This is a genomic window from Enterobacter sp. D2 (genome assembly GCF_034427575.1).
Lineage (GTDB): Bacteria > Pseudomonadota > Gammaproteobacteria > Enterobacterales > Enterobacteriaceae > Enterobacter > Enterobacter cloacae_M.
The window spans coordinates 2,322,499-2,348,810 of sequence record NZ_JAXQPP010000001.1 but is presented as its reverse complement, the minus strand read 5'-3'; the positions used below and the strand labels follow the sequence as shown (position 1 = coordinate 2,348,810).

Genomic DNA, 26,312 nt, shown 5'->3' with positions numbered 1-26,312 from the left:
GGCATACATATATGCCTGGCGGCGAGATTATGGCACACTTGGCAGGTTTTCTTCCTCTCAAACAGGTACTCAGACGTGAAAATCCTCGTTGATGAAAATATGCCTTACGCCCGTGAGCTGTTTAGCCGCCTGGGTAACGTTAAGGCTGTCCCTGGTCGCCCGATCCCGGTCAACGAACTGGATGACGCAGACGCGCTGATGGTGCGCTCGGTGACTAAAGTAAATGAGGCGTTGCTCGCCGGTAAAGCGATTAAGTTTGTCGGAACCGCAACGGCAGGGACCGATCATGTGGATGATAAATGGCTGAAGCAGGCCGGAATCGGTTTTTCCGCAGCGCCGGGCTGTAACGCCATCGCCGTTGTGGAATACGTTTTCTCCTCCCTGCTGATGCTGGCCGAGCGCGACGGGTTTGCGCTGAAGGACCGCACCGTGGGGATTGTCGGCGTGGGTAACGTCGGCGGGCGCCTGCAAAAGCGCCTGGAAGCGTTAGGGATCCGCACGCTGCTGTGCGATCCGCCGCGTAAAGACAACGGCGATGACGGGGATTTCCGCTCGCTGGATGAGCTGGTTGAACAGTGTGACGTGCTGACTTTCCACACGCCGCTGTTTAAAGAGGGGCCGTATAAGTCGCTGCATCTTGCTGACGGGGCGCTGATCCGTCGTCTGAAGGCTGGCACTATTCTGATAAATGCCTGCCGTGGCCCGGTCGTAGATAACGCCGCGCTGCTGACATGCCTGAACGAAGGACAACACCTCAGCGTGGTGCTGGACGTCTGGGAGCCGGAGCCGGATCTCAACGTTGAGCTGCTTAACAAGGTGGACGTGGGCACGGCGCATATCGCCGGTTATACCCTGGAAGGCAAAGCACGCGGTACCACGCAGGTCTTCGAAGCCTACAGCGCTTTTATCGGCCATCCGCAGCAGGTGGCGCTGGATACCTTACTCCCCGCGCCTGAATTTGGCCGCATTACCCTGCACGGCCCGCTCGATCAGGCAACGCTGAAAAGGCTGGTGCATTTGGTGTATGATGTGCGCCGCGATGATGCGCTGCTGCGTAAAGTGGCGGGGATCCCGGGTGAGTTTGATAAGCTGCGCAAGAACTACGTTGAGCGCCGCGAGTGGTCTTCCCTGTATGTAATGTGCGACGACGCGTCGGCGGCGACGCTGCTGCATAAGCTGGGATTTAACGCCGTTCATCACCCGGCGCATTAATGTCTTCTTAATGCTCCCTGTCGGATACTCCGACAGGGACGCTTTTTTATTTCTGGAGTAAACCACCATGTCTGAAGGCTGGAACATTGCCATTTTAGGTGCCACGGGTGCCGTGGGCGAAGCCCTGCTCGAAACCCTTGCTGAGCGTCAGTTCCCGGTGGGCGATATCTATGCGCTGGCCCGTACCGACAGCGCAGGTGAGCATCTGCGTTTTAACGGTAAATCCGTCATGGTCCAGGACGCGGCCGCGTTCGACTGGACGCAGGCGCAGCTGGCGTTTTTCGCCGCGGGCGCTGAAGCGACGGCTGCGTACGTTGAAGAGGCGACTAACGCAGGCTGCCTGGTGATCGACCTGAGCGGTCTGTTCTCAATGGAGGCGGATGTGCCGCTGGTGGTGCCGGACGTGAACCCGTTTGTGCTGGCTGACTACCGCAACCGTAACGTTATTGCGGTTCCGAACAGCCTCACCAGCCAGCTGCTGACCGCGCTGAAACCGCTAATCGACGACGGCGGCCTGTCGCGCATTACCGTCACCAGCCTGCTGTCCGCGTCCGCGAACGGCAAAAAGGCCGTTGACGCGCTGGCCGGGCAGAGCGCGAAGCTGCTGAACGGTATCCCGATTGACGAAGATGATTTCTTTGGTCGCCAGCTGGCGTTCAACATGCTGCCGCTGCTGCCGGACCGCGAGGGCTCCGTGCGCGAAGAGCGTCGTATCGTCGATGAAGTGCGTAAAATTCTGCAGGACGATGGCCTGATGATCTCCGCGAACGTCGTGCAGTCCCCGGTCTTCTACGGCCACGCGCAGATGGTCGGCTTTGAAGCCCTTCGTCCGCTGGCGGCAGAAGAGGCGCGCGACGCGTTTGGCCGCGGTGAAGACATCGTGCTCTCTGAAGAGAGCGAGTTCCCGACCCAGGTTGGCGATGCCACCGGTAGCGCGCATCTTTCCGTTGGCTGCGTGCGTAACGACTACGGCATGCCGGAGCAGGTTCAGTTCTGGTCCGTTGCCGATAACGTTCGCTTCGGCGGCGCGCTGATGGCGGTCAAAATCGCTGAAAAGCTGGTGCAGGAGTACCTGTACTGATGTCAGACGTGGAACAAAAGCCGGTCCATAGAATTGCCCTCGGAATTGAGTACGATGGCAGTAAATATTATGGCTGGCAGCGTCAGAACGAGGTGCGCAGCGTCCAGGAGAAGCTGGAAAAAGCGCTCTCTCAGGTGGCAAACGAGCCGATCAACGTCCTGTGCGCGGGCCGTACGGACGCGGGTGTTCACGGTACGGGGCAGGTGGTTCACTTTGAAACCACCGCCGTGCGTAAGGATGCCGCCTGGACGCTGGGTGTAAATGCGAATTTGCCTGGTGACATTGCGGTGCGTTGGGTAAAAGCTGTGCCGGATGATTTTCACGCGCGCTTCAGCGCCACGGCGCGTCGCTACCGTTATGTCATCTATAACCAGCGCCTGCGTCCGGCGGTGTTAAGCCAGGGCGTGACGCATTTTTATGAACCGCTTGATGCGGAACGTATGCATCGCGCGGCGCAGTGTCTGATTGGTGAAAATGACTTTACGTCGTTTCGTGCGGTGCAGTGTCAGTCCCGCACGCCGTGGCGAAACGTCATGCACATAAACGTCAGCCGTTTTGGCGCGTATGTGGTGGTGGATATCAAAGCCAATGCCTTTGTACATCATATGGTTAGGAATATTGTGGGCAGCCTGATGGAAGTGGGTGCCGGACACCAGCCGGAGAGCTGGATTGCAGACCTGCTGGCAGCGAAGGACAGAACGCTTGCGGCAGCCACGGCGAAAGCGGAAGGATTGTATCTGGTCTCAGTAGACTATCCGGATCGATTTGACCTGCCGAAACCGCCAATGGGCCCGCTATTTTTAGCGGACTAAACAAAGGTGCAATTAGGGCTTAGACAATATGGACGTAATACGTTTTCTGATTGATTTCATCCTGCATATTGATGTTCACCTGGCGGAGCTGGTCGCGCAGTATGGCGTCTGGGTTTATGCCATTCTGTTCCTCATTCTGTTTTGTGAAACCGGACTGGTCGTTACCCCATTCCTGCCAGGGGATTCACTGCTGTTCGTTGCCGGGGCGCTCTCGGCGCTGCCCACTAACGATCTGAACGTGCACCTTATGGTGATACTGATGGTGATTGCCGCCATTGTCGGTGATGCGGTCAACTACACGATTGGACGGGTATTCGGTGAGCGGCTGTTCAGCAATCCGGATTCGAAAATTTTCCGCCGCAGCTATTTAGACAAAACCCATGCGTTTTATGAACGCCATGGTGGAAAAACCATTATCCTTGCGCGTTTTGTGCCTATTGTGCGTACATTTGCACCGTTTGTGGCGGGAATGGGGCATATGTCCTATCGTCATTTTGCGGCATACAACGTGGTTGGCGCGCTGCTGTGGGTACTGCTGTTTACCTACGCAGGCTATCTGTTTGGCGATCTCCCGGTGGTGCAGGAAAACCTTAAGTTACTGATTGTAGCGATTATTGTGCTTTCCGTACTGCCGGGCGTTATCGAAATCATTCGTCACAAACGTGCGGCGGCAAAACAAGCGAAGTAAATGCACGCTGGCGGTTCGACCACTTTTTTATCCAAAGTTTCGGGCTGTTATGTTTTAATGTGCAACATTCATGGTCTGTTGGAGGCAAAAATGGCATTATTCGCCTCTTATAGCAAAACTGGCATACGACCAGGTTCAGGCAGAAAGGTTATCAATGAGCTGGATTGAACGAATTAAAAGCAACATTACCCCAACGCGCAAAGCGAGCATTCCTGAAGGGGTATGGACGAAGTGTGATAGCTGCGGTCAGGTTCTGTACCGCGCAGAGCTGGAGCGCAACCTTGAGGTGTGTCCGAAGTGTGACCACCATATGCGTATGTCGGCGCGCAACCGCCTGCATAGCCTGCTGGACGAAGGCTCTCTGGTAGAGCTGGGTAGCGAACTTGAGCCAAAAGACGTGCTGAAGTTCCGCGATTCCAAAAAATACAAAGATCGTCTGGCCTCTGCACAGAAAGAGACCGGCGAGAAAGATGCGCTGGTCGTTATGAAAGGCACCCTGCATGGGATGCCGGCTGTTGCCGCTGCGTTTGAGTTCTCCTTTATGGGCGGCTCAATGGGCTCCGTGGTCGGTGCGCGCTTCGTGCGTGCCGTTGAGCAGGCGCTGGAAGACAACTGTCCGCTGATCTGCTTCTCTGCCTCCGGCGGTGCGCGTATGCAGGAAGCGCTGATGTCGCTGATGCAGATGGCGAAAACCTCTGCTGCGCTGGCGAAGATGCAGGAGCGCGGTCTGCCGTACATCTCCGTGCTGACCGACCCAACCATGGGCGGCGTCTCCGCGAGCTTCGCGATGCTGGGCGATCTGAACATCGCTGAGCCAAAAGCGCTGATCGGCTTTGCCGGTCCTCGCGTTATCGAACAAACCGTTCGTGAAAAACTGCCGCCGGGCTTCCAGCGCAGTGAGTTCCTCATTGAGAAAGGCGCTATCGATATGATTGTCCGCCGTCCGGAAATGCGCCTGAAGCTGGCGAGCATCCTGGCGAAGCTGATGAATCTGCCAGCGCCGAACCCGGATGAGCCGCGCGAAGGCGTGGTGGTACCGGATCAGGAACCCGAGGCCTGATAACTGAAAAGGGCAGGGCCGGTTGGCGCTGCCCTTTTGCTTTCTAATCTGTTAATGACAACCGGGCATTATGGAAAATAAAAGCATTCCCCAAGCCACGTCGCCCTTGGCCGCGTGGCTTTCTTATCTGGAAAACCTGCACAGTAAAACCATCGATATGGGGCTTGAGCGCGTAAGCCAGGTCGCCGCGCGTCTTGATGTGCTCAAACCGGCACCTTTCGTGTTCACCGTCGCGGGCACCAACGGTAAAGGCACGACCTGCCGCACGCTGGAATCTGTCCTGATGGCCGCGGGTTACAAAGTTGGCGTGTACAGCTCTCCACACCTGGTCCGCTACACCGAGCGCGTTCGCGTGCAGAACAGCGAGCTGCCGGAATCGGCGCATACGGCGTCGTTCGCGGAAATTGAAGCCGCACGCGGTGAGATCTCATTAACCTATTTTGAATACGGCACCCTGTCGGCGCTGTGGCTGTTCAAACAGGCGCAGCTGGATGTCGTGATCCTTGAGGTCGGCCTCGGCGGACGTCTTGATGCGACCAATATGGTGGATGCGGACGTGGCGGTGGTCACCAGCATCGCGCTGGACCATATCGACTGGCTGGGACCGGATCGTGAAAGCATTGGCCGCGAGAAGGCAGGTATTTTCCGGGCGAATAAACCCGCCGTGGTCGGCGAGCCGGACATGCCGTACACCATTGCTGACGTGGCAAACGAGAAGGGCGCGCGTCTGCTGCGCCGCGGCGTTGACTGGCAGTATGAGGTTCAGGATAACGGCTGGCGCTTCAGCGATGGGCAGGGTGCGCTGGACAACCTGCCGCTGCCGCAGGTTCCGCAGCCGAACGCGGCCACCGCGCTGGCGGCACTGCGCGCCAGCGGATTGGTGGTGAGCGAGCAGGCAATCCGCAACGGCATTCAGAGCGCAATTCTGCCCGGGCGTTTCCAGATTGTCAGCGAGTCACCGCGCCTGATTCTGGACGTGGCGCATAACCCGCATGCGGCGGCGTATCTCGCGGGACGTCTCAAATCGTTACCAAAAATCGGGCGCGTGCTGGCGGTTATCGGTATGCTTCATGATAAAGATATCGGCGGGACGCTGGCCTGCATGGAGAGTGTGGTCGATAGCTGGTATTGTGCTCCTCTGGAAGGGCCGCGCGGCGCGACGGCCGAGCAGCTGATGGAACATCTCGGCAAAGGCGCAATCTACAGTAGCGTGGCTCAGGCCTGGCATGCCGCGATGGCGGATGCTAAACCAGAAGATACCGTGCTGGTGTGTGGTTCATTCCACACGGTGGCACATGTCATGGAAGTGATGGACGCGGGGAGAACCGGTGGCGAGTAAGTTTCAGAACCGTTTAACAGGAACCATTGTGCTGGTCGCGCTCGGGGTGATTATTCTTCCCGGGCTGCTCGACGGGCAGAAAAAGCATTATCAGGATGAGTTTGCCGCTATTCCGCTGGTGCCTAAACCGGGTGACCGCGATGAGCCGGATATGCTGCCCGCGGCGACGCAGGCGCTGCCTGCTCAGCCACCGGAAGGCGCGGCGGAAGAGGTGCGCGCGGGCGATGCCGCAGCACCGTCGCTCGATCCGTCTCGCCTGGCGGCAGCGAGCAGCAGCGATATCGATCCGGTGCCGGTAGAGCAGCCTAAACCGGTTGAAAAACCGAAGCCGGTTGAGAAGCCGCAGCCGAAACCGCAGCGCGATAAAACGGCAGAACAGCTCGCCGCGGCGTCAGAAACCCCACCGCCAGCAAAACCGGCGCAGCAGGAAGCTGCTGCCCCAACGGGTAAAGCCTACGTGGTGCAGCTCGGTGCGCTGAAAAACGCCGACAAAGTCAACGAGGTCGTGAGCAAACTGAGAAGTGCGGGATACCGTGTTTACACTTCACCTTCCACGCCGGTGCAGGGTAAAATTACCCGTATCCTCGTGGGGCCAGAAGCGTCTAAAGACAAACTGAAAGGGTCGCTGGGTGAGCTGAAGCAGATCTCCGGCCTGAGCGGTGTGGTGATGGGCTACAGCGCAAACTAAGTACGACCTGCTCCTTTAAGAGAGAGGCGATAAGCCACGGCGTTGAACATTTTTTCAGCGCCTTTTTTATTTACGCGCGGGAAGGAAATCCCTACGCAAACGTTTTCTTTTTCTGTTAGAATTCGCCCCGAACTGGATGACAGGGCGTTTAATCGTGGGACACATATGGTCTGGATTGATTACGCCATCATTGCGGTGATTGGTTTTTCCTGTCTGGTTAGCCTGATCCGTGGCTTTGTTCGTGAAGCGTTATCGCTGGTGACTTGGGGTTGTGCTTTCTTTGTCGCCAGTCATTACTACACTTACCTGTCTGTCTGGTTCACGGGCTTTGAAGATGAACTGGTCCGAAACGGAATTGCCATCGCGGTGCTGTTTATCGCAACGCTGATTGTCGGCGCTATCGTGAATTACGTGATAGGTCAGCTGGTCGAGAAAACCGGTCTGTCAGGAACGGACAGGGTGCTCGGGATCTGTTTCGGAGCGTTGCGAGGCGTGCTGATTGTGGCCGCGATCCTGTTCTTCCTGGATACCTTCACCGGGTTCTCCAAAAGCGAAGACTGGCAGAAATCGCAGCTCATTCCAGAGTTCAGCTTCATCATCAGATGGTTCTTTGACTATCTGCAAAGCTCGTCGAGTTTTTTGCCCAGGGCATAAACCCTGAGATGTGGCTTAACGAGGAAAAGACGAATGTGCGGTATTGTCGGTATCGCCGGTTTCATGCCGGTAAACCAGTCGATTTATGACGCGTTAACGGTGCTTCAGCACCGTGGGCAGGATGCTGCGGGTATCATCACCATTGATGCAAACAACTGCTTCCGTTTACGCAAGGCGAATGGCCTGGTAAACGATGTGTTTGAAGCCCGCCATATGCAGCGTCTGCAAGGTAATATGGGGATCGGTCACGTTCGTTATCCTACTGCTGGCAGTTCCAGCGCCTCTGAGGCACAGCCTTTCTACGTCAACTCACCGTATGGCATCACCCTTGCTCATAACGGCAACCTGACCAACGCGCATGAGCTGCGTAAAAAGCTGTTCGAAGAGAAACGTCGCCACATTAACACCACCTCTGATTCTGAAATCCTGCTCAATGTGTTCGCCAGCGAGCTGGATAACTTCCGTCACTACCCGCTGGAAGCAGACAACATCTTTGCTGCCATTGCCGCGACCAACCGCCAGATCCGCGGCGCGTACGCCTGCGTAGCGATGATTATCGGTCACGGAATGGTAGCCTTCCGCGATCCAAACGGCATTCGTCCCCTGGTGCTCGGCAAGCGCGACCTTGGCGATGGCCGTACCGAATACATGGTTGCCTCTGAGAGCGTGGCGCTGGATACCCTGGGCTTCGAGTTCCTGCGTGACGTTGCGCCGGGCGAAGCGGTGTATATCACCGAGAAGGGCCAGCTGTTTACCCGCCAGTGTGCCGATAATCCGGTCAGCAACCCGTGCCTGTTTGAATACGTTTACTTCGCCCGCCCGGATTCCTTCATCGACAAGATTTCCGTCTACAGCGCGCGCGTCAACATGGGCACGAAGCTGGGCGAGAAAATTGCCCGCGAGTGGGACGATCTCGACATCGACGTGGTTATTCCTATCCCGGAAACCTCCTGCGATATCGCGCTGGAGATCGCCCGCATTCTGGATAAGCCATACCGTCAGGGCTTCGTGAAGAACCGCTACGTTGGCCGCACCTTTATCATGCCGGGCCAGCACCTGCGCCGTAAGTCCGTGCGCCGCAAGCTGAATGCCAACCGCGCGGAATTCCGCGACAAGAACGTTCTGCTGGTGGATGACTCCATCGTTCGCGGCACCACCTCTGAGCAGATTATCGAGATGGCGCGCGAAGCGGGTGCGAAGAAAGTCTACCTGGCCTCTGCCGCGCCGGAGATTCGCTTCCCGAACGTGTACGGCATCGATATGCCAACCGCCAACGAGCTGATCGCTCACGGCCGTGAAGTGGATGAAATTCGCCAGATCATCGGTGCCGACGGCCTGATTTTCCAGGATCTGAACGATCTCATCGACGCGGTGCGTGCCGAGAACCCGGAAATTCAGCAGTTTGAATGCTCAGTGTTCAACGGTATTTACGTAACCAAAGACGTTGACCAGCAGTACCTCGACTATCTTGATTCGCTGCGCAACGACGATGCGAAAGCCGTCCAGCTGCAGAACGATCTCGAAAGCTTAGAGATGCACAACGAAGGTTGATGCTCCGGCAGGTGAGGGCGAATGCCCTCACTTGCAACTCCCCGCAAAATCCTGCACAGTCTGCCCTGAAATCAGTAAGGGCGAAAATCATGAAACGACTCATTGTTGGGCTCAGCGGCGCCAGCGGCGCGATCTACGGCGTACGTTTGTTACAGGTTCTGCGTAGCGTGGCGGAAGTCGAGACCCATCTGGTGATGAGCCAGGCGGCGCGGCAGACCCTCTCTCTGGAAACCGATCTCTCCCTGCGCGATGTCCAGGCACTGGCGGACGTGGTTCACGATGCCCGTGATATCGCCGCCAGCATCTCCTCAGGCTCGTTTAAAACAGCCGGCATGGTTATCCTGCCCTGTTCAATTAAAACGCTCTCCGGCATTGTGAACAGCTATACCGACACCCTGGTAACGCGTGCGGCGGATGTGGTGCTGAAGGAGCGTCGTCCTCTTGTACTCTGCGTGCGGGAAACGCCGCTGCATCTCGGTCATCTGCGTTTAATGACCCAGGCCGCCGAACTTGGGGCCATCATCATGCCGCCGGTTCCGGCGTTTTATCATCGCCCGACCTCGCTGGATGACGTGATTAATCAGACCGTTAACCGCGTGCTGGATCAGTTTGACATCGACCTGCCCGAAGATCTCTTCACCCGCTGGCAAGGTGCCTGATTCTTTGCACAAACAGAGTGCATGAAAAGAGACGTTGCCCTGTTTCAGGGCAATTATGCAACGGCGATCATATCCTCGACATTTAATTCGTTTTTTCCCTTTTTCTCTTTCCGGTTCGTTCGGCAGACCTGCTATCTTTCACCACTAAGGCAATATCGCAACGTTTTATTAACATATTTAACGTCGAAGTTTTGACCAGACGGCAATGTGGCATAAGACCTGCAAGATGAAGCCTGCAACACAACACAATACATAATAAAATCACGGTACTTGAGGGTAAATGTATGAAGAAGACGGTTCTGGCTCTGTCTTTGCTCGTGGGGTTAAGTGCGGCGGCAGGTAGCTACGCAGCGCTTCCACAGACGGTTCGTATCGGTACAGACGCAACCTACGCGCCATTCTCTTCCAAGGATGCGAAAGGCGATTTCGTGGGGTTTGATATCGATCTGGGAAATGAAATGTGCAAACGCATTGCTGTGAAATGCACATGGGTGGGCAGCGACTTTGACGCGTTAATCCCGTCGCTGAAAGCCAAGAAAATCGATGCCATTATCTCTTCTCTCTCCATCACCGAAAAACGCCAGCAGGAGATTGCCTTCTCTGACAAGCTCTACGCTGCGGATTCGCGTCTGATTGCCGCGAAAGGTTCCCCGATTAAGCCCACCATCGATTCGCTGAAGGGCAAACACGTCGGCGTGCTTCAGGGATCGACGCAGGAAGGTTATGCCAATGCTAACTGGCGTGAGAAGGGCGTAGACGTGGTGGCCTATCAGAACCAGGATCTGATTTATTCTGACCTGGCGGCAGGCCGTCTGGATGCGGCATTCCAGGATGAAGTCGCCGCGAGCGAAGGCTTCCTGAAGCAGCCTGCGGGTAAAGACTATGCATTTGCTGGCCCGTCGGTAAAAGACAAAAAATACTTTGGTGACGGCACCGGTATTGGCCTGCGTAAGGATGATACCGAGCTGAAAGCCGCTTTCGACAAAGCCTTTGCAGAGCTGCGTAAAGACGGGACTTACGACAAACTGGCGAAGAAATACTTCGACTTCAACGTATACGGTGAATAATACCTGACGCTAACGCACAGCAAAGGTGCGTTACGGGAGCGGTTGACCCAGTACGGTGCATGTGTTGCACCGTACTGGATCGCTTTGTGCATACTTACGCATTTATAATGCAAAAATTCCCGCCTGAAAGGCATTAATCTTTGCCTGACTGAGGGGATTAATGGCACATTAGCACCACCCCGTCGTCGTAAAAATCCCGTATGAAGACAGTTTGTTGAGGATAAATATGAAAAAACTCGTGTTGTCACTATCTCTGGTACTGGCCTTTTCCAGCGCCACCGCGGCATTCGCAGCCATTCCGCAGAAAATCCGAATTGGTACCGATCCAACCTATGCGCCGTTCGAATCGAAGAATTCAAAGGGTGAACTGGTCGGTTTTGACATTGATCTGGCCAATGAGCTGTGCAAACGCATCAAAGCACAGTGTACCTACGTTGAGAACCCGCTGGATGCGCTGATCCCATCCCTGAAAGCGAAAAAAATCGACGTGATCATGTCCTCGCTCTCCATCACCGAAAAACGCCAGCAGGAGATTGCCTTCACCGACAAACTCTACGCGGCCGATTCTCGTCTGGTGGTGGCTAAAGCTTCTGATATTCAGCCAACGCTGGAGTCGCTAAAAGGCAAACGCGTCGGCGTGCTGCAGGGCACCACGCAGGAAACCTACGGCAACGAACACTGGGCGCCGAAGGGGATTGAAATCGTCTCCTATCAGGGTCAGGAAAATATCTACGCTGACCTGACGGCAGGCCGAATTGATGCGGCATTCCAGGATGAAGTTGCGGCAAGCGAAGGCTTCCTGAAAACGCCGGTGGGTAAAGATTACAAGTTTGGCGGCCCGTCTATTAAGGACGTGAAGTTGTTTGGTGTGGGCACCGGTATGGGCCTGCGCAAAGAAGACAACGAGCTGCGTGAGGCGCTGAACAAAGCGTTTGCTGAAATGCGCGCTGACGGCACCTACGACAAGCTGGCGAAAAAGTACTTTGATTTTAATGTTTACGGCGGCTAATCGCCCCGTCAAATAACGTGCGGCCCCTCCCGATGTGGGAGGGGAAAAGACACGGTTCCACCACTCACGATACGACAGGGCTCGCGGTATGCTGTACGGATTTTCTGGCGTTATTTTACAGGGCGCGCTTGTCACCCTTGAGCTGGCTATAAGCTCCGTGGTGCTGGCGGTGCTGATAGGTCTGGCGGGCGCAGGGGCGAAGCTTTCGGCTAACAAACCGCTGGCGCTCATATTTGAAGGCTACACCACGCTTATTCGCGGCGTTCCCGATCTGGTGCTGATGCTGCTTATCTTTTACGGTCTGCAGATTGCGCTTAACAGCGTAACGGACGCGATGGGCATGGGACAAATTGATATCGACCCGATGGTGGCCGGTATTATTACCCTCGGTTTTATCTACGGTGCCTACTTCACCGAAACCTTCCGTGGTGCCTACATGGCCGTGCCGAAAGGCCATATTGAGGCGGCAACCGCATTTGGTTTTACCTCTTCACAAACGTTTCGTCGGATTATGTTCCCGGCCATGATGCGTTATGCGCTCCCGGGCATCGGCAACAACTGGCAGGTTATCCTCAAAGCGACAGCGCTGGTCTCGCTGCTCGGTCTGGAAGACGTCGTGAAAGCGACTCAGCTGGCGGGCAAGAGCACCTGGGAGCCGTTCTACTTTGCGGTGGTCTGCGGCGTGATTTATCTGGTCTTTACGACCGTCTCCAATGGTGTGCTGCTTCTGCTCGAGCGTCGCTACTCCGTGGGTGTGAAGAGGGCTGACCTGTGATTGAGATTATTCAGGAATACTGGAAGTCGCTGCTGTGGACGGATGGCTACCGCTTTACCGGCGTGGCGATTACGCTCTGGCTGCTGATCTCCTCCGTGGTGATGGGCGGCATTCTGGCGGTGTTTCTTGCCATTGGCCGCGTATCGAACAATAAATTTATCCAGTTCCCGATCTGGCTGTTCACCTACGTGTTTCGCGGTACGCCGCTGTACGTGCAGCTGCTGGTGTTCTATTCGGGGATGTATACGCTTGAGATCGTAAAAGGCACTGAGATGCTGAATGCGTTCTTCCGCAGCGGCCTGAACTGTACGGTGCTGGCGTTGACGCTCAACACCTGCGCCTACACCACCGAGATTTTCGCCGGAGCAATTCGCTCTGTCCCTTACGGTGAGATTGAAGCGGCGCGCGCGTACGGCTTTTCCTCAGTGAAGCTTTATCGCTGCATTATTCTGCCGTCGGCGCTGCGTATCGCACTACCGGCGTACAGTAACGAAGTGATTTTGATGCTGCACTCTACCGCGCTCGCCTTTACCGCGACGGTGCCGGATCTGCTCAAAATTGCGCGCGATATTAACTCCGCGACCTATCAGCCGTTTACCGCGTTTGGCATTGCGGCGGTGCTCTATTTAATTATCTCTTATGTTCTGATAAGCCTGTTCCGTAAGGCTGAAAAACGCTGGTTGCAGCATATAAAACCTTCTTCGACGCACTGAGAAAGATGATGGCTGAGAACAAATTAAACGTTATTGATTTGCACAAACGCTACGGCGAACATGAAGTGCTGAAAGGGGTGTCGCTGCAGGCGAATGCGGGCGACGTGATCAGTATCATCGGCTCATCCGGCTCGGGGAAAAGTACCTTCCTGCGCTGCATTAACTTCCTCGAAAAACCGAGTGAAGGCTCGATTGTGGTGAGCGGGCAGAATATCAATCTGGTACGTGATAAAGACGGTCAACTGAAGGTTGCAGATAAGAACCAGCTGCGACTGCTGCGTACGCGCCTGACGATGGTGTTCCAGCACTTCAACCTCTGGAGCCACATGACGGTGCTGGAGAACGTGATGGAAGCGCCGATTCAGGTGCTGGGCCTGAGCAAGCAGGAAGCCCGCGAGCGCGCGGTGAAATACCTTGCGAAAGTGGGTATCGACGAGCGCCAGCAGATGAAATACCCGGTGCATCTCTCCGGCGGTCAGCAGCAGCGTGTCTCTATCGCGCGCGCGCTGGCGATGGAGCCCGAAGTGCTGCTGTTTGACGAACCGACCTCCGCGCTCGATCCAGAACTCGTCGGCGAAGTGCTGCGCATCATGCAGAAGCTGGCCGAAGAGGGCAAAACGATGGTGGTGGTGACGCACGAGATGGGCTTCGCCCGAAACGTCTCGAACCACGTCATCTTCCTGCATCAGGGGAAAATTGAAGAGCAGGGGCACCCGGACGAAGTGCTGGCGAACCCGCAAAGCCCGCGTTTGCAGCAGTTCCTCAAAGGATCTCTGAAGTAAAGAGGGCATCAGCCCGCAGTGCAGCCCAATCGCCCGGTGGCGCTTCGCTTACCGAGCCTGCGGGCTGGATGTTCTCCCTCTCCCTGTGGGAGAGGGTCGGGGTGAGGGCATCAGGCCGCAGTGAAGCCTAATCGCCCGGTGGCGCTTCGCTTACCGGGTCTACTAATTCCGATGCCGGCCGGCATACTCCAGCCGATACACCCAGTCGTCATAGCGCACGCCGTCAATTTCATACGCCTTTTCCAGCACCTGCGTACGCACAAACCCTGCTTTCTCCAGCACGCGCACCGAACCGCCGTTGTCCGCCAGGACGTACGCGTTAATCGCCTTTAAGCCGGTCTGGTTGAACGCATAATCACACACCGCGCGCAGCGCCTCGCTGGCAATCCCTTTTCCCTGCGCGGCAGGCACAACCGTATAGCCGATATCGGCCTCTTCACTATTCTCAGGGCTGATTTGCAGGCCAATATCGCCCAGCGGCGTATCGTCCTCCAGAGAGCGGATCACGAAGACATGCTCCGCCATCAGCCGCGCGGCAAACACGCGGCGGGTCTCTTTTTCCGGCGCGATGGCGGCCATGTAGCGCATGATGCTGCGATCTTCACGCAGCGAGCGGAAGAAGGCCCAGTCAGTGGGTTCGAAAGGAGTGAGGTGAAGCCGGGGAGTGGTGATCGTTGCCATTGTTACGCCATATCTTCGGAACATGGCCTGTCACTGTAACATATTCACCGCACAACATCCCCCAGGGCCTCTTCTAATTCATACCAGCGGAACGCAAACCCGGCCGCTTCCAGCCGTTTTGGCAGCGCCCGCTGCCCGCCTAATACCAGCACAGACGCTTCACCCATCATCAGGCGAATCACCGTGGCAGGCACGCGCAATATCGCCGGGCGGTGCAGGGCATGCCCCAGCGCGTGAGCAAACTGTTCATTACGCACCGGATACGGCGCAACCATATTGAACGGCCCGCGCAGATCGTTATCCAGCAGCCAGAGAATCCCGTTGACCATATCGTCGATATGGATCCAGGCCAGATACTGACGGCCATTGCCGATAGGGCCGCCGAGTCCGAGCTGGAAAGGGGGAAGCATCTTCGCCAGAATACCGCCTTTAGGCGCAAGCACGACGCCGGTCCGCAGCAGGCAGACGCGGGTGCGATCGCTCTGCGCCGCACAGGCGATACGCTCCCACTGGGCGCAAAGCTTGTGGGTAAACTCGTTATGCGGCGGCTCTTCCTCGGTCACCACCACCTCACCGAGATCGCCGTAATAGCCTACCGCTGAACCCGAAATCAGCACCGAAGGCGGGGTATGGCTATTGCGGATCAGCTCGACCAGCTTTTCGGTAATGTTCCACCGGCTGCTGCATAACAGCTGTTTTTGCTCTTCCGTCCAGCGCTTATCGGCGATGGGTTCACCCGCGAGGTTAATAACGGCGTCGAAGCCGTCCAGATTTTGCTGCTCGGCCAGATTTTTCCAGATGTCGATACCCGCCCCCAGCACCTGGCGCGCTTTCTCCGGGCTGCGCGTGACCACGGTAATGTCGTGATGCAAGGCCTGCAGACGCGCAATGAGGTGACGACCAATCAGGCCCGTGCCGCCGGTCAGCAAAATCTTCATACAACCTCCAGGGTTACGCCTGGCGTCGCCAGCTTAGCGTCATGGAGACGGAATCGGCGTAGCGCAGGGCGTGAAGTTTATCGATCTCAACTTCAGCATAAGTGACCCAGTGATGTTCGCGTGCGATATCGAGCACATCCTGAGTTAATTTTTCCAGCAGAGAGAAGCGGTTATTCTCCACGTACTGAATGATGTTTTTAGTAATTGTGCGGTAGTTCAGCGCGTCGTTGATGTCTTCGCTGGCCCGCGCTTTGTCTGCGGGATAGTGAATTACTACGTTAATGACAATATCCTGACGGTTGGCGATCTCTTCCTCTTTGATACCGATGAAGGTGCGCAAGCGTAAATTTTTTATGCGAATAATAGCGTCTGGCTGTGACATTGCAGGTCTTCTCCGTGTCAGTATTTCACGCTCATCATACATGAGAGGCTCGCGGGCACCCAGCCTCATAGGGGGTTAAATCTGCTGGATTTTTTGCATCGCCCGCTCGGTGGCCGGGCGGGTCCGAATGCGCTCAAACCAGTTATTCACCGCCGGGTAAGCGGCCAGGTCAATTCGGTGTTTTTCATGCGTATTCACCCACGGCCAGCAGGCGATATCGGCAATACTGTAATGATCGCCCCCGAGCCACGGCGTTTTCTTCAGCCGACGGTTCAGAACGTCATACAGCCGTTGAGTCTCAACCTGATAGCGTTCGATCGCGTAGGGAATGGGCTGCGGGGCGTAAGCGGTAAAATGATGATTTTGCCCCAGCATGGGCCCCAGCCCGCTCGCCTGCCAGAAGAGCCATTGCAGGGTATGGTGACGCTCGCGCAGTTCGCCGCTCAGCAGTTTGCCGGTTTTCTCCGCCAGGTAGAGCAAAATTTCACCGGATTCAAACAGGCTCAGCGGCCTGCCCCCGTCCGCCGGCTGGTTATCAATAATGGCCGGGATTTTATTATTCGGCGATATAGCCAGAAAGAGAGGGCTGAACTGTTCGCCTTTGCTGATATCCACGCGAATGATCCTGTAATCCAGCTCGGCTTCTTCAAGAAAGAGGGTGATCTTATGGCCGTTTGGGGTAGGGGCGTAATAAAGGTCGATCATTCTCAACTCCTGTCCATGCGAATAGTGGTGCCATGACAAATGAGTATAGGTGGTTGTTGTAAATCGTGAGTTTTCATCAAGTGACAGCGACGCAAAGAGATTATATGTTGAGTAAAAACCCGATCAGCCGATGAGGATGTTATGAACCAGCCCGTAATCACGTTGTGGTCCGATGCGAATTTCTTTTCTCCCTATGTTATGAGCGTATACGTTGCGCTGGCCGAAAAAGGACTCACTTTTACGCTGAAATCCGTTGATCTCGACGGCGGTGAGCATCTCAAGCCACAGTGGCAGGGTTACGACCTGACCCGACGCGTGCCGGTGCTGGAGATTGACGGTTTTGCCCTGAGCGAATCGTCGGCGATTGATGAATATCTGGAAGATCGGTTCGCGCCGCCCGAGTGGGAGCGCATCTATCCTCACGACCTGCAAAAACGCGCGCGGGCGCGGCAGATCCAGGCGTGGCTGCGAAGCGATCTGGTGCCAATTCGCGTGGAACGCTCAACGGACGTCGTGTTCGCCGGGGTGAAAAAGCCAGCGCTCAGCGCTGAAGGTCGTGAAAGCGCGCAAAAACTCATTGAAAGCGCCACCTCGCTCCTCGCACACGGCAACCCGAACCTGTTCGGCGAGTGGTGCATTGCCGACGCCGATCTTGCGTTGATGCTAAACCGCCTGATCCTCAACGGCGATGAGGTGCCGCAGCTGCTGGTGGATTATGCCGCGTTTCAGTGGCAGCGTGCCTCCGTGCAGCGCTATGTGGCACTATCTGCCAGGCGCGCGGGCTGATAAGCCCGGACGCTTCAGGTATGATGGGGGCAGTCTGTTTTCCCGAGGAGTGACTGATGAAACTGATGTTTGCGTCGGATATCCATGGATCGCTGCCCGCTACCGAGCGTGTCCTTTCCCTGTTTGCACAAAGCGGCGCGCAGTGGCTGATTATACTGGGGGATGTGCTCAACCACGGCCCGCGCAACGCGCTGCCGGACGGCTACGCTCCGGCGCAGGTCGCGGAAAAGCTCAACCCGTACGCCTCACGAATCATCGCCGTTCGCGGCAACTGCGACAGCGAAGTGGACCAGATGCTGCTGCATTTTCCCCTTACCGCGCCATGGCAGCAGGTGCTGCTGAAACAAAGCCGCCTGTTCCTGACGCACGGGCATCTTTTTAGCCCGGATAATCTCCCGGCGCTCGCGGCTGGCGATGTCCTGGTTTACGGTCATACTCATATTCCGGTTGCTGAAAAGCGCGGTGAGATTTATCACTTCAACCCGGGATCGGTCAGCATACCGAAAGGCGGTTATCCAGCGAGCTATGGCATGCTGGATGGAAATACCCTGCGCGTTATCGCACTTAATGATCAGCAAGTTATTGCGCAGGTAGCGATTAATCCGTAAGTTACACCTCAACTGCAAACGCGCCGAAAGAGCGCTTAGAAGAGAAGGTTTCCCGATGGTGGAGCAGAGTCATTTGGCAAGTACAGAGTGGGTTGACATTGTCAGCGAAGAGAATGAAGTGATCGCGCAGGCCAGCCGCGAACAAATGCGTGCGGAGCGTCTGCGCCACCGCGCAACGTACATCGTTGTGCATGACGGTATGGGCAAAATTCTGGTCCAGCGCCGCACGGACACCAAAGATTTTCTCCCGGGTATGCTGGATGCCACCGCAGGCGGTGTTGTCCAGGCAGATGAAGTGCTGCTGGATTCCGCGCGTCGAGAAGCAGAAGAAGAGTTAGGTATCGCCGGCGTGCCGTTTGCCGAGCACGGCCAGTTCTATTTCGAAGACGAAAACTGCCGCGTCTGGGGCGGGCTGTTTAGCTGCGTCTCCCACGGGCCGTTCGCTCTGCAGGAAGAAGAGGTGAGTGAAGTCAGCTGGATGACGCCGGAAGAGATCACCGCGCGCTGCGACGAGTTCACGCCGGATTCGTTAAAAGCGCTGGCGCTGTGGATGACCCGCAACGCCAAAAACGAATCGACCAAATCAGAGAAAGAGGAAGAGGCTGAGTAATATTCAGCAACTTTCTCTCAGACACAGACTGGACGCGATGGGCTTTTGATCGCGCCAGTCACCGTCATTCAGACGCTCCAGCAACGCTTTCCCGGCTTCAATTCCAATCTTACGATGCGGCACCGCCATCGTCGTCAGCGGCGGCTGACAGACGCGGCTCACGTCGCTATCGCCAAAACCTACCACCGCCAGGTCGTCCGGCACCTTGATTCGCCTGCGCTGGCACTCGTACAGCGCCCCGCAGGCCAGCTCATCTGAGACGCATACCAGCGCATCCAGCTCCGGCCACGCCAGCAGGAATTCAGGCAGCTGTGCCGCGCCTGTCGAGAAGCTTGGCGGCATCGCCGCGTTAATTACACGGGTCGGCGACATATGGTGGCGAAGCATGGCTTTGTACCAGCCCTGCAAATGCTGCTGGAAAATCCACTGCTCCTGGTTGGCGCACAGCAGGCCAATATTTTGGTAGCCGCGCTTAATCACCATTTCCGTGAGTTCATACATGGCCGCTACGTTATCAATCCCGATATTCATATCAATCGGGTCGGCGCGCATGGCGCCCATCTCCATCACCGGAATAGAGGCGTTTTTCAGCCAGTGGCGAACGGTGTCGGTATGTTCAACGCTGAGCAGGATAGCGGCGGCAATATTCGACGCCAGCAGCGTCTCCAGCAACTTCTCCTCCTGCTCAAGACGATGCTGGGACTCTGCCAGCATGATCTGATACCCGGCAGGCTGTAGCACCTGCTGTAGCCCGGCGAACATCTCCGAGCAGCCGGCTTCGGAGAGGTTAGGCACCACCATGGCTATCGTCCACGATGACGCCGAGGCAAGCGCGCTGGCGGCAAGATTCGGCATATAACCCAGCTCCTGCACGGCAGCTTCAATTTTTTCTCGTAGTTTATCGGAAACCTGTTCGGGCGTGCGGAGTGCACGGGACACGGTCATCGTGCCCACACCGGCAAGCTGTGCGACATCGGCGAGTGTCACTTTACCAGTACTGCGCCGTTTTCGGGTTAGAGACATACACCTTCCTGCTGACCAGACGCGTTCTTCATTTCCTTCGCTTCACGTGACAGGCAGTATACGCCTTAAATCCCTTTTTTTGCTGTGATTTAGCGCCGTGATTGCAATTTGATAGCGCTATCACATTTCTGCATGTTAAGTATTGGTAGCGCTATCTTTGTGATCGCGATCGCAGTCATCCAGCGATGTGTTGAATAAAGTTTGCTCATCTTTAGCGTGTAGCGGGAGTGAAAAGTGCTCAAAAAATGGATATATGATACAACCATCGCGCTGCAGGATAGCGTGGAAAACTGGCCGCAGGCGCTGGAGCTGTGCGCGAAGCCGCTTCTGGATTTGCAGGTGATTGAGCCTGAATACGTCACGGCCATCATCCAGCAGCACCACACGTTAGGACCCTATTATGTGCTGGCACCAGGGCTGGCGATGCCGCATGCGCGGCCGGAGGAAGGCGCCAAAGGACTGGGGTTGTCTTTATTAAAACTAAAACAGGGCGTCTCGTTTGGTGCCGGTGAGTTTGACCCTGTCGATGTGATTATTATGCTCGCAGCACCGGATAAACATAGCCATATCGAAATGATATCCGCACTCGCAGAATTATTTTCCAGCGACGAGGATATGGAGAAACTGCATCAGGCGAATACCCTGGAGGAAATTAAAACGATTATTGACCGCTTCTGATTTAATTCTTTAATCCGATTATTCACAACATTACGCGACAGCGTGATGGGGCGTGCTCTACTCAAAATAAGGGGACAACAATGAAAATCATGGCTATTTGCGGCTCCGGCCTGGGCAGCAGTTTTATGGTCGAAATGAATATTAAAAAGGTGCTTAAAAAACTGGAGATTGAGGCTGAGGTTGAACATTCCGATCTCTCCTCGGCCACGCCGGGCGCGGCCGATCTGTTCGTGATGGCAAAAGACATTGCGGCCAGCGCCAGCGTGCCGGAAAGCCAGCTGGTGGTGATTAACAACATCATCGACATCAACGAACTTGAAGCGCAGCTGCGCGCCTGGTTCGAAAGACAATAACCCTGATAAGGCGAGGTGGATATGTTTATCCTTGAAACGCTGAATTTCGTTGTTGATATTTTAAAAGTCCCTTCGGTGCTGGTCGGCTTAATTGCGCTTATTGGTCTGGTTGCGCAGAAAAAAGCGTTTTCGGACGTGGTGAAAGGGACGATTAAAACCATTCTCGGCTTTATTGTGCTGGGCGGCGGCGCTACGGTGCTGGTGGGGTCATTAAATCCTTTGGGCGGTATGTTTGAGCACGCCTTTACGATTCAGGGCATTATTCCAAACAATGAAGCGATTGTGTCAATTGCGCTGGAGAAATACGGTGCAGCGACCGCGCTGATTATGGCCTTCGGCATGGTGGCGAATATTATCGTCGCGCGCTTTACTCGCCTGAAGTACATCTTCCTGACCGGGCACCACACGTTTTACATGGCGTGCATGATTGGCGTGATCCTGACGGTAGCAGGCTTTGAGGGCGTGGGTCTGGTCTTTACCGGCTCGCTGATCCTCGGCCTGATCATGGCTTTCTTCCCGGCGATTGCGCAGCGCTACATGAAGCGCATTACCGGCAACGATGAGATTGCCTTCGGCCACTTTGGCACGCTGGGCTACGTGCTGTCGGGCTGGATTGGCAGCAAGGTCGGCAAAGGCTCCCGCTCAACCGAAGAGATGAACCTGCCGAAGAATCTGAGCTTCCTGCGCGACAGCTCGATCTCCATTTCCCTGACCATGATGATTATCTACCTGATCATGGCGGTGAGCGCCGGGCGCGAGTACGTCGAGGCTACCTTCAGCGCCGGCCAGAACTACCTCGTCTACGCCATCATCATGGCAATCACCTTTGCGGCGGGGGTGTTCATTATCCTGCAGGGCGTACGCCTGATTCTGGCAGAAATCGTCCCGGCCTTTACCGGCTTCTCGGAGAAACTGGTGCCGAACGCGCGTCCTGCGCTGGACTGCCCGGTGGTGTACCCCTATGCGCCAAACGCGGTGCTGATTGGCTTCCTGTTCAGCTTCCTCGGCGGGATTGTGGGGTTGTTCATCTGCGGTCAGTTTAGCTGGGTGCTGATCCTCCCGGGCGTCGTGCCGCACTTCTTCACCGGCGCAACGGCGGGCGTGTTCGGTAACGCCACCGGTGGACGTCGCGGGGCGATGATCGGTGCGTTTGCCAACGGCCTGTTGATCACCTTCCTGCCGGTCCTGCTGCTGCCGGTACTGGGCGCCATTGGTTTTGCCAACACCACCTTCTCGGACGCCGACTTCGGCGCGGTCGGGATTGTGCTCGGCAACCTGGCGCGCTTCCTGTCGCCGCTGGCCATCACCGGGCTGGTCGTGGCGCTGTTTGCGCTGCTGGTGGCGTACAACATCTTCGCGAAAAACAAACCTGCAGGCGGTAACGCGCAGGAAAACACCGGAGCCAAATCATGAATGAGAAAGAGATAACCGAACTCGCGCGTCAGATCCGTCTTGAGACGCTGAAGTCTCTGACGCAGCTGGGCTTTGGACACTATGGCGGCAGCATGTCGGTGGTTGAAACGCTGGCCGTGCTCTACGGCGCGGTGATGAAAATCGACCCGGCGGATCCGGACTGGCCGGAGCGAGACTATTTTGTCCTGTCGAAAGGCCATGCGGGCCCGGCGCTCTACAGCACGCTGGCAATCAAGGGCTACTTCCCGGTGGAAGAGCTAAGCACGCTAAACCAGAACGGCACGCGCCTGCCGAGCCATCCGGACCGTCTGAAAACGCGCGGCGTAGATGCTACCACCGGTTCGCTGGGGCAGGGGATTTCCATCGCCGGCGGTATGGCGCTGTCGCACAGGCTGGCCGGGCGACCGAATCGGGTCTTCTGCATCGTCGGCGACGGCGAGCTGAACGAGGGGCAGTGCTGGGAAGCATTCCAGTTTATTGCTCACCATCGCCTGAACAACCTGACGGTATTTGTCGACTGGAACAAACAGCAGCTCGACGGCGAGCTGGACGAGATCATCAGCGCGTTCGACCTTGAGGGGAAATTCCGCGCCTTTGGCTTTGACGTGGCGACGGTGAAGGGGGACGACATTCCGGGTCTGCTGGCAGTGACGTCGCGGATCCTGGCAGCCGATGCGCGTCCGTTAGTCGTCATCCTCGACAGCATCAAAGGCCAGGGGGTGCCGTATCTGGAGCAGCTCAGCAACTCGCACCACCTGCGATTGACCGCGGAGAGCAAAGCGGCCCTCAACGAGACGATTCGCCAACTGGAGGCTTCACATGATTAAGGTTGCACCGGCAGGACAGAAAGACGCCGTTGAGATGCGTAAGGTCTACGCTGGCTTCGTGGCAAAACAGATTGAGGCCGGAAGTGACATCATTGCGCTCGAAGCAGACCTGATGAGCTCGATGGCGATGGACGGCGTAGCGCGAGATTATCCGCAGCACGTGATTAACTGCGGCATTATGGAGGCCAACGTCATCGGCACGGCGGCGGGGCTGTCGCTTACCGGACGCAAGCCTTTCGTTCACACCTTCACCGCCTTTGCCAGCCGCCGCTGTTTTGACCAGCTGTTTATGTCCCTGGACTATCAGCGCAACAACGTGAAGGTGATTGCTTCAGACGCGGGCGTGACGGCCTGCCACAACGGCGGAACGCATATGTCGTTTGAGGATATGGGCATCGTGCGCGGTCTGGCGCACTCGGTGGTGCTGGAGGTGACCGACGCGGTGATGTTCGAGGACGTGCTGCGCCAGCTTATCGATCTCGACGGCTTCTACTGGGTACGGACCATCCGTAAGCAGGCTCCGAGCGTGTATGCGCCTGGCTCAACCTTCACAATCGGCAAAGGCAACGTGCTGCGCGAAGGAACCGATATTACCCTGATTGCCAACGGCATCATGGTGTCGGAAGCGCTGGAAGCTGCGCGCCAGCTTGAGCAGGAGGGCGTCAGCGCGGCGGTCATCGACATGTTTACCCTGAAGCCTATCGACCGGATGCTGGTGAAAAACTACGCCGAGAAGACCGGGCGCATCGTCACCTGTGAAAACCACAGCATTCACAACGGCCTCGGGTCGGCGGTGGCGGAAGTGCTGGTGGAAACCTGCCCGGTGCCGATGCGGCGGGTGGGCGTTAAGGAGCGTTACGGCCAGGTGGGGACGCAGGATTTTCTGCAGAAAGAGTATGGCCTGACGGCACATGACATTGTATCGGCGGCGCGCGAGCTGCTGTAAATAAAAAAGGCGACCGGTTAAGTGGTCGCCTTTCTTGCCCGGTAAGCGCTAGCGCCACCGGGCTTTTTAACATTACTGCTGCTGCGAAGACTGGATCGCCGTCAGCGCGATGGTGTAAACGATATCGTCTACCAGTGCGCCACGAGACAGGTCGTTCACAGGTTTACGCATGCCCTGCAGCATTGGCCCGATGGAGATCAGGTCGGCAGAACGCTGTACCGCTTTGTAGGTGGTGTTACCGGTGTTCAGATCCGGGAAGATGAACACGGTAGCGCGGCCTGCAACCGGCGAGTTCGGCGCTTTAGATTTCGCAACGTCAGCCATTACGGCGGCGTCGTACTGCAGTGGGCCGTCGATCATCAGGTCAGGACGTTTTTCCTGTGCCAGACGGGTCGCTTCACGCACTTTCTCTACGTCGCTACCTGCACCAGAGGTACCGGTGGAGTAGGAGAGCATCGCCACGCGCGGTTCGATACCGAAGGCAATCGCGGAGTCCGCGGACTGGATAGCGATCTCGGCCAGCTGTTCTGCAGTTGGATCCGGGTTGATCGCGCAGTCGCCGTAAACGTAAACCTGTTCAGGCAGCAGCATGAAGAACACGGAAGAAACCAGAGAGCTGCCTGGCGCGGTTTTGATCAGCTGCAGCGGTGGACGGATGGTGTTCGCCGTGGTGTGAACCGCACCGGAAACCAGACCGTCAACTTCGTCCTGCTCCAGCATCAGCGTGCCCAGCACTACGTTGTCTTCCAGCTGCTCGCGCGCAACGGCTTCGGTCATGCCCTTGCTCTTACGCAGCTCAACCAGACGGGCAACGTAGCTTTCGCGAACCACTTCTGGGTCAACGATTTCGATGCCAGCGCCCAGCTCAACGCCCTGAGATGCCGCTACGCGGTTGATCTCATCCGGGTTACCCAGCAGCACACAGGTCGCGATGCCGCGCTCTGCACAGATAGCCGCTGCTTTAACGGTACGTGGTTCATCGCCTTCTGGCAGAACAACGCGTTTGCCCGCTTTGCGCGCCAGCTCGGTCAGCTGGTAACGGAATGCTGGAGGAGACAGACGACGGCTGCGCTCGGAGGTCGCAGTCAGGGATTCGATCCAGTCTGCGTTGATGTAGCCCGCAACGTATTCCTGAACTTTCTCGATACGCTCGTGGTCATCAACCGGCACTTCCAGGTTGAAGCTCTGCAGGCTCAGGGAGGTCTGCCAGGTGTTGGTATTCACCATGAAGACCGGCAGGCCGGGGGCGAACGCGCGTTCGCACAGCTTGCTGACGCGTGGGTCCATCTCGTAGGCACCGGTCAGCAGGATCGCACCGATTTCCACGCCGTTCATCGCTGCCAGGCAGGCGGCAACCAGCACGTCAGGACGATCTGCGGAGGTCACCAGCAGGGAACCAGCGCGGAAGTGTTCCAGCATGTGCGGAATGCTGCGTGCACAGAAGGTTACGGACTTCACGCGGCGGGTGTTGATGTCGCCTTCGTTAACGATAGTGGCGTTCAGGTGACGCGCCATATCGATTGCACGGGTGGCAATCAGATCGAAGCTCCATGGCACCGCGCCCAGAACCGGAAGCGGGCTGGATTCCTGCAGCTTAGCCGGGTCAACTTTGATGACTTTCGCTTTGGAAGAGTCGTCGAAGATCTCGGACAGGTCAGGGCGAGTACGGCCCTGCTCATCCACCGGTGCGTTCAGTTTGTTCACGATCACGCCGGTGATGTTGGTGTTTTTCGCGCCGCCGAAGCTGCTGCGCGTCAGTTCGATACGCTCGTTCAGCTGCTCTGGGGTGTCGGTGCCCTGAGACATCACGAAAACGATCTCTGCGTTCAGGGTTTTCGCGATTTCAAAGTTCAGAGACTGGGCAAACTGGTGTTTGCGCGTCGGGACCAGACCTTCAACCAGCACCACTTCCGCGTCTTGCGCGTTAGCATGGTAGTTGGCGATGATCTCTTCCATCAGCACGTCTTTCTGGTTGCTGGACAGCAGTGATTCAACGTGGCTCATCTTCAGCGGTTCAGCCGCTGGCAGATTGGAGTTCTTGCGAACGATGGTGGTGGTCTGGTCTGGCGCATCGCCACCGGCACGTGGCTGGGCAATTGGCTTAAAGACGCTCAGACGAACGCCTTTGCGTTCCATAGCACGGATAACGCCAAGGCTGACGCTGGTCAGGCCGACGCTGGTTCCGGTAGGGATCAGCATAATAGTACGGGACACGGTTTATCCTCTTTCGTTACCGCCGCAATTGGGCGGGTTACAAAACAGCACCGCCAGC

General features: G+C 56.6%; 29 protein-coding genes. 23 read left to right on the top strand and 6 right to left on the bottom strand.

Annotated features, from left to right (window positions below; genetic code table 11):
• The first annotated feature begins 75 nt into the window (after positions 1 to 75).
• From pdxB to hisP, 15 genes are all read left to right on the top strand, one after another.
• Positions 76 to 1,212 (top strand): 4-phosphoerythronate dehydrogenase PdxB, encoded by a 1,137-nt coding sequence (pdxB, locus tag SPG90_RS11175; protein WP_126303495.1) that lies wholly within the window; start codon positions 76 to 78, stop codon positions 1,210 to 1,212.
• A gap of 67 nt (positions 1,213 to 1,279) precedes the next feature.
• A complete protein-coding gene (locus SPG90_RS11170) occupies positions 1,280 to 2,293 on the top strand; it encodes an aspartate-semialdehyde dehydrogenase (RefSeq protein ID WP_126303494.1) in 1,014 nt (337 codons plus the stop codon).
• A complete protein-coding gene (truA, locus tag SPG90_RS11165; protein WP_023312566.1) occupies positions 2,293 to 3,105 on the top strand; it encodes a tRNA pseudouridine(38-40) synthase TruA in 813 nt (270 codons plus the stop codon). Before SPG90_RS11170 ends, truA begins: the two co-directional genes overlap by 1 nt.
• A 28-nt stretch (positions 3,106 to 3,133) precedes the next feature.
• Entirely contained in the window at positions 3,134 to 3,793 is a 660-nt protein-coding gene (locus SPG90_RS11160; protein WP_045402676.1) for a DedA family protein, read from the top strand.
• Positions 3,794 to 3,947: 154 nt separating this feature from the next.
• Entirely contained in the window at positions 3,948 to 4,853 is a 906-nt protein-coding gene (accD, locus tag SPG90_RS11155) for an acetyl-CoA carboxylase, carboxyltransferase subunit beta (RefSeq protein ID WP_023312564.1), read from the top strand.
• A 70-nt stretch (positions 4,854 to 4,923) separates the two neighbouring features.
• Positions 4,924 to 6,192, top strand: a complete 1,269-nt coding sequence (gene folC / locus SPG90_RS11150) for a bifunctional tetrahydrofolate synthase/dihydrofolate synthase (RefSeq protein WP_126303493.1) — start codon at positions 4,924 to 4,926, stop codon at positions 6,190 to 6,192.
• A complete protein-coding gene (dedD, locus tag SPG90_RS11145) occupies positions 6,182 to 6,880 on the top strand; it encodes a cell division protein DedD (RefSeq protein WP_045402682.1) in 699 nt (232 codons plus the stop codon). Before folC ends, dedD begins: the two co-directional genes overlap by 11 nt.
• A 165-nt stretch (positions 6,881 to 7,045) precedes the next feature.
• The gene (gene cvpA, locus SPG90_RS11140) at positions 7,046 to 7,534 is read left to right on the top strand and encodes a colicin V production protein (protein ID WP_000262116.1); all 489 of its coding nucleotides are present in this window, start codon (positions 7,046 to 7,048) and stop codon (positions 7,532 to 7,534) included.
• A 33-nt stretch (positions 7,535 to 7,567) separates the two neighbouring features.
• Positions 7,568 to 9,085: an amidophosphoribosyltransferase gene (purF, locus tag SPG90_RS11135; RefSeq protein ID WP_021241570.1), complete on the top strand. Its 1,518-nt coding sequence runs from the start codon at positions 7,568 to 7,570 to the stop codon at positions 9,083 to 9,085.
• Between the two features lie 89 nt (positions 9,086 to 9,174).
• A complete protein-coding gene (locus SPG90_RS11130) occupies positions 9,175 to 9,744 on the top strand; it encodes a UbiX family flavin prenyltransferase (protein ID WP_045354327.1) in 570 nt (189 codons plus the stop codon).
• Between the two features lie 284 nt (positions 9,745 to 10,028).
• On the top strand, positions 10,029 to 10,811 hold the full coding sequence (gene argT, locus SPG90_RS11125; RefSeq protein ID WP_047174239.1) for a lysine/arginine/ornithine ABC transporter substrate-binding protein ArgT: 783 nt from the start codon (positions 10,029 to 10,031) through the stop codon (positions 10,809 to 10,811).
• 226 nt (positions 10,812 to 11,037) lie between these two features.
• Positions 11,038 to 11,820 carry a histidine ABC transporter substrate-binding protein HisJ gene (gene hisJ, locus SPG90_RS11120; RefSeq protein ID WP_023336423.1) on the top strand — a complete coding sequence of 261 codons (783 nt, stop codon included), beginning with the start codon at positions 11,038 to 11,040 and terminating at the stop codon, positions 11,818 to 11,820.
• A gap of 88 nt (positions 11,821 to 11,908) precedes the next feature.
• Positions 11,909 to 12,595, top strand: a complete 687-nt coding sequence (locus SPG90_RS11115; protein ID WP_014832782.1) for a histidine ABC transporter permease HisQ — start codon at positions 11,909 to 11,911, stop codon at positions 12,593 to 12,595.
• On the top strand, positions 12,592 to 13,308 hold the full coding sequence (locus SPG90_RS11110) for an ABC transporter permease (RefSeq protein WP_008502590.1): 717 nt from the start codon (positions 12,592 to 12,594) through the stop codon (positions 13,306 to 13,308). The genes SPG90_RS11115 and SPG90_RS11110 overlap by 4 nt, the downstream gene beginning before the upstream one ends.
• An 8-nt stretch (positions 13,309 to 13,316) precedes the next feature.
• The gene (gene hisP, locus SPG90_RS11105; protein WP_045354320.1) at positions 13,317 to 14,090 is read left to right on the top strand and encodes a histidine ABC transporter ATP-binding protein HisP; all 774 of its coding nucleotides are present in this window, start codon (positions 13,317 to 13,319) and stop codon (positions 14,088 to 14,090) included.
• Positions 14,091 to 14,252: 162 nt separating this feature from the next.
• Here hisP and SPG90_RS11100 read toward each other — a convergent pair whose 3' ends face one another.
• The 4 genes from SPG90_RS11100 to yfcG form a co-directional block, all read right to left on the bottom strand.
• Positions 14,253 to 14,771: a GNAT family N-acetyltransferase gene (locus SPG90_RS11100; RefSeq protein WP_045402687.1), complete on the bottom strand. Its 519-nt coding sequence runs from the start codon at positions 14,769 to 14,771 to the stop codon at positions 14,253 to 14,255.
• 44 nt (positions 14,772 to 14,815) lie between these two features.
• A complete protein-coding gene (locus SPG90_RS11095) occupies positions 14,816 to 15,709 on the bottom strand; it encodes a TIGR01777 family oxidoreductase (protein WP_322408140.1) in 894 nt (297 codons plus the stop codon).
• A 13-nt stretch (positions 15,710 to 15,722) separates the two neighbouring features.
• Entirely contained in the window at positions 15,723 to 16,091 is a 369-nt protein-coding gene (gene folX, locus SPG90_RS11090; protein ID WP_023312555.1) for a dihydroneopterin triphosphate 2'-epimerase, read from the bottom strand.
• Positions 16,092 to 16,166: 75 nt separating this feature from the next.
• A complete protein-coding gene (gene yfcG, locus SPG90_RS11085; RefSeq protein ID WP_023312554.1) occupies positions 16,167 to 16,796 on the bottom strand; it encodes a GSH-dependent disulfide bond oxidoreductase in 630 nt (209 codons plus the stop codon).
• Between the two features lie 141 nt (positions 16,797 to 16,937).
• Here yfcG and yfcF point away from each other — a divergent pair, with 141 nt between their 5' ends.
• Genes yfcF through yfcD form a run of 3 tightly spaced genes read left to right on the top strand, consistent with a single transcriptional unit; the run spans position 16,938 to position 18,800 of the window.
• Positions 16,938 to 17,582, top strand: coding sequence for a glutathione transferase (gene yfcF, locus SPG90_RS11080; protein WP_045402694.1), 645 nt, complete (start codon positions 16,938 to 16,940; stop codon positions 17,580 to 17,582).
• Between the two features lie 56 nt (positions 17,583 to 17,638).
• On the top strand, positions 17,639 to 18,190 hold the full coding sequence (gene yfcE / locus SPG90_RS11075) for a phosphodiesterase (protein WP_045402695.1): 552 nt from the start codon (positions 17,639 to 17,641) through the stop codon (positions 18,188 to 18,190).
• A 55-nt stretch (positions 18,191 to 18,245) separates the two neighbouring features.
• A complete protein-coding gene (gene yfcD / locus SPG90_RS11070; RefSeq protein WP_023312551.1) occupies positions 18,246 to 18,800 on the top strand; it encodes an NUDIX hydrolase YfcD in 555 nt (184 codons plus the stop codon).
• A 3-nt stretch (positions 18,801 to 18,803) separates the two neighbouring features.
• Here the strand turns inward: yfcD and SPG90_RS11065 are convergent, their stop codons facing one another.
• Positions 18,804 to 19,823 carry a LacI family DNA-binding transcriptional regulator gene (locus SPG90_RS11065; protein WP_023312550.1) on the bottom strand — a complete coding sequence of 340 codons (1,020 nt, stop codon included), beginning with the start codon at positions 19,821 to 19,823 and terminating at the stop codon, positions 18,804 to 18,806.
• Positions 19,824 to 20,057: 234 nt separating this feature from the next.
• On the opposite strand from SPG90_RS11065, the gene SPG90_RS11060 reads away from it, so the two are divergent.
• The 5 genes from SPG90_RS11060 to SPG90_RS11040 all read left to right on the top strand — a co-directional run bounded on the left by SPG90_RS11060 (position 20,058) and on the right by SPG90_RS11040 (position 24,040).
• Positions 20,058 to 20,501, top strand: coding sequence for a PTS sugar transporter subunit IIA (locus tag SPG90_RS11060; RefSeq protein WP_047174241.1), 444 nt, complete (start codon positions 20,058 to 20,060; stop codon positions 20,499 to 20,501).
• 80 nt (positions 20,502 to 20,581) lie between these two features.
• Complete coding sequence (locus SPG90_RS11055; RefSeq protein ID WP_003861447.1) at positions 20,582 to 20,854, top strand: PTS sugar transporter subunit IIB; 273 nt, start codon at positions 20,582 to 20,584, stop codon at positions 20,852 to 20,854.
• 21 nt (positions 20,855 to 20,875) lie between these two features.
• The gene (locus SPG90_RS11050) at positions 20,876 to 22,267 is read left to right on the top strand and encodes a PTS ascorbate transporter subunit IIC (protein ID WP_115875900.1); all 1,392 of its coding nucleotides are present in this window, start codon (positions 20,876 to 20,878) and stop codon (positions 22,265 to 22,267) included.
• Complete coding sequence (locus SPG90_RS11045) at positions 22,264 to 23,094, top strand: transketolase (protein WP_047174243.1); 831 nt, start codon at positions 22,264 to 22,266, stop codon at positions 23,092 to 23,094. The genes SPG90_RS11050 and SPG90_RS11045 overlap by 4 nt, the downstream gene beginning before the upstream one ends.
• The gene (locus SPG90_RS11040; RefSeq protein WP_047174244.1) at positions 23,087 to 24,040 is read left to right on the top strand and encodes a transketolase family protein; all 954 of its coding nucleotides are present in this window, start codon (positions 23,087 to 23,089) and stop codon (positions 24,038 to 24,040) included. The genes SPG90_RS11045 and SPG90_RS11040 overlap by 8 nt, the downstream gene beginning before the upstream one ends.
• A gap of 72 nt (positions 24,041 to 24,112) precedes the next feature.
• On the opposite strand, the gene pta is transcribed toward SPG90_RS11040, so the two are convergent.
• On the bottom strand, positions 24,113 to 26,254 hold the full coding sequence (gene pta / locus SPG90_RS11035) for a phosphate acetyltransferase (RefSeq protein WP_322408139.1): 2,142 nt from the start codon (positions 26,252 to 26,254) through the stop codon (positions 24,113 to 24,115).
• Positions 26,255 to 26,312: the final 58 nt, after the last annotated feature.